Here is a 3,327-nt window from a genome sequence, read left to right on the forward strand (position 1 = left end):
GCCCGCCGCAGGGTCTCAGGGGCGGGTGCCGCACCGGTGGGCTCCGGTCCGAGTCCCACGGCGGCGACCAGCGGGGCGGTGACGGTGCCCAGGGTGGCCAGTTTGATCACCTCGCCCGGTCCGCCGGTGGCGCCGAGCAGCGCCAGCGTCTCGGTCAGCTTGCCGTCGAAGGCGGCGGCGATGCTCTCGGCGCCGCTGGCGAGCAGCAGGGTGCCGGCGAGGCCGCTGGTGGCGTCCTGCTCACCGGTCGTACTGTGCACGCCGATCACGATCGCGTCGACGGCGAGTTCGGCGGGGTCGGTGTCGACCAGGCTCAGGGTGGTGCTGGGCGATGTCACGGAAGCTGCTCCCGGGCGGGCCGGGCCGGCCGCGTGTGGCGTACCGGCGGTTCGGTTGGTGCCGGCGGATGAGGTACCCGTCGGACGTCGGTGCTGCCCCGCCGGTTCCTCCGGTGGGTCCCGCCGATGCTAACCAGACCGGTCCGCCCCGGTAAGTTCCCACCCATGACCGACGTGACCACCGACGCCGCCGAGACCCGGCTGCGTCGTTCTCCGCTGGCCGAGCGACACTCCGCACTCGGCGCCAAGTTCGCCCCGTTCGGCGGTTGGGAGATGCCGCTGGAGTACGCCGGTGGCGGGGTGCTGCGGGAACACACCGCGGTGCGTACCGACGTCGGCGTGTTCGACGTCTCGCACCTGGGCAAAGCGCGGGTGACCGGGCCGGGCGCGGCGGAGTTCGTCAACTCCTGCCTCAGCAACGACCTGGGGCGGATCGGGCCCGGCCGGGCGCAGTACACGCTCTGCTGCGACGAGGCCACCGGCGGCGTGGTGGACGACATCATCGCCTACCTGTACGCCGACGACCACGTCTTCCTGATCCCGAACGCCGCGAACACCGCCGAGGTGGTGCGTCGGCTGCGCGCCGCCGCGCCGGAGCAGGTCACGGTCACCGACGAGCACGAGGAGTACGCGGTCCTGGCGGTCCAGGGACCGCGTTCGGCGGCGCTGCTGGCCGGGCTGGGCCTGCCCACCGACCACGGGTACATGAGCTTCTCGCCGGCCTCCCTCGACGGCGTCGCGTTGACCGTGTGCCGCACCGGCTACACCGGTGAGCTGGGCTTCGAGCTGGTGGTCCCGGCGGCCGACGCGGTCACCGTCTGGGACGCCCTGTTCGCCGCCGACCCGGCGCCGCAGGCCTGCGGGCTGGCCGCCCGGGACACCCTGCGCACCGAGATGGGGTACCCGCTGCACGGGCAGGACCTGTCGCTGGATATCAGCCCGGTGCAGGCCCGTTCCGGCTGGGCGGTGGGTTGGGACAAGCCGGCCTTCTGGGGCCGTGCCGCGCTGCTCGCGGAGAAGACCGCCGGTCCGGCGCGTACGCTGCGCGGCCTGGAGGCCGTCGACCGGGCCATCCCGCGCCCCGGCATGGCGGTGTACCACGGCGACACCCGGGTCGGCACGGTCACCAGCGGCACGTTCAGCCCGACCCGCAAGCAGGGCATCGCCCTCGCGCTGGTCGACACCGCCCCGGCCCTGGCCGACGGCACCGAACTCCAGGTGGACGTGCGCGGTCGTCGCCTGCCGGTCCGGCTGACCCGACCGCCCTTCGTCGACCCCTCCGTGAAGTGACGCGGACCGGTGGCGTGACGCCGGCCTGACTCAGGGGCGGGGCGGCTCACCGGCGTCCAGGACCGCCTGGGTCCAGCCGCCCTCGACGACGCCGGAGGTGCCCAGGACGGCCCAGTCGACGATGTCGGTGGTCTCGACCTCCACCGGCGAGCCGATGCGGACCGAGGGGTCGGTGTTGGCGTCGCTGGCGCTGGCGCCGACGATCCGCTCCGGCGTCTCCCACGTGGTCACCCCGGCCCAGACGTACTCCGGGCCGTCGTCGCCGGGCAGCCCGTACTTGACCACGAGCTGCGTATCCGACGGGAGCTGACCGGCGCGGAAACGGGCCCGGATGTCGCCCAGCCCGGCGCGGGCGGTGGCGACCGCCCGGCTCATCGCGTCGCCGGAGCGCGCGTACCGCACGTCGGGCTGGATACCGGCGAACAGGGTGCCGCAGGCGGCGGCGAAGTAGCGCCCGTCCGGGCCGGGGTGCCCGGCCGGTGGGCGCAGGCTCAGGAACGAGTCGGCCTCCGGGTCGGTGGCCGGGTCCAGCTCCAGCCGGAGCAGCACCGGCGCGGTCGCCCCGTGCTGCTCCGGGTTGCCGTACGCGACCGCGATGTCGTGGCCGGTGACCGTGGCCAGCACCGGCAGCGGCACGAACGCGGGCACCTCGTCGCCGGCCAGCCCGTCGGTCCAGTCCCGCAACAGCCGCCGGGCGGCGCCGGTCATCACCGCGCCCCAGGCCCGGGTGAGGTGGTCCGGCACGCCCTGGGTCTGCAACTCCAGCAGACCGAAGCGGCGCAGTCCCTTGGTGGTGAACCAGAGACCCTCGGCGTCCGAGGAGTACGGCACCAGCACCCAGTCGACCAGCCGGACCCGGCCCTCGGCGTCCGGCAGCGAACGCAGCGCCGCCGCCGGGTCCAGGAACTGCAAGCCGAACACGTCGACCACGTCGCCGCCGACCTCCTCGGCCACGGCCGCGGCCACCGCGCGGGCCGCCCACTCGTGGGCGGGCGGCCACCCCGGCCGGTACTCGGCCTGCACCACCACCAGATGGCTCGCGGCACCCAGCCGGTCGAGCTGCGCCTGCGTGGCCCCGAACGCGGTGAGCAGGTCCGGCGGCAGGGCGGGGAACTCGCCGATCGGGCGGATGTCGACGCTCATCAGCGGGCTGTCCAACATCTGCACGGCGAGCCCGTGCACCGGCTCGGCCAGCCGGCCGGCCAGCCCGCGGACCGCCGTGCGGGCGGTCACCGACGGCAGCCCCACCGTCGGCACCAGATAGGTCGCGGTGAGCGACTCCGGGACCGGTACGGGCAGGAAGTCGTCGGTGATGAGCATGTCGTCCCCAGGGTGGCCGCGCCGGTGCTGTCGACAAGGAACGCTACCCGCCGGTGGTCGCACGGCTCAGCCGGACAGCACCAGACCCAGGTAGACCAGCGTGGTGACCAGCTCCACGGTGGCGCCGAGCACGTCGCCGGTGATGCCGCCGAGGCGGCGTACCACGTGTCGCAGCAGCCCGGCCACGACGGCCAGCGCGGCGAGCACGACCAGCGGCCCCTGCCACGGGCGGTCCGGCACGGCCGGCACTGCCGCCAGTGCCACGGCGGCCGTCGCCACGGCCAGCGTGACCGGCCCGACGGTGCCGGCGACCATCGCACCGAGTCCGTCCGGGCGGGCCGCCGGGACACCCCGTCGACAGGCCAGCGAGACCCCGAGC

General features: G+C 74.8%; 4 protein-coding genes. 1 reads left to right on the forward strand and 3 read right to left on the reverse strand.

What is annotated here, in order from left to right:
* Positions 1–338: M17 family peptidase N-terminal domain-containing protein (locus EYA84_RS29330; protein ID WP_275540823.1), on the reverse strand; the 338-nt coding region annotated here is incomplete at its 3' end.
* Between the two features lie 165 nt (positions 339–503).
* On the opposite strand from EYA84_RS29330, the gene gcvT reads away from it, so the two are divergent.
* Complete coding sequence (gcvT, locus tag EYA84_RS29335) at positions 504–1,628, forward strand: glycine cleavage system aminomethyltransferase GcvT (protein ID WP_131057290.1); 1,125 nt, start codon at positions 504–506, stop codon at positions 1,626–1,628.
* Between the two features lie 30 nt (positions 1,629–1,658).
* Here gcvT and EYA84_RS29340 read toward each other — a convergent pair whose 3' ends face one another.
* Positions 1,659–2,948 carry a DUF2314 domain-containing protein gene (locus tag EYA84_RS29340; protein WP_131057292.1) on the reverse strand — a complete coding sequence of 430 codons (1,290 nt, stop codon included), beginning with the start codon at positions 2,946–2,948 and terminating at the stop codon, positions 1,659–1,661.
* A 66-nt stretch (positions 2,949–3,014) separates the two neighbouring features.
* Positions 3,015–3,327, reverse strand: a 313-nt coding sequence (locus tag EYA84_RS29345) for an adenosylcobinamide-GDP ribazoletransferase (RefSeq protein ID WP_201272520.1), incomplete at its 5' end; no start/stop codon positions are given.

Source organism: Verrucosispora sp. SN26_14.1 (assembly GCF_004307965.1).
Classification (GTDB): Bacteria; Actinomycetota; Actinomycetes; order Mycobacteriales; family Micromonosporaceae; genus Micromonospora.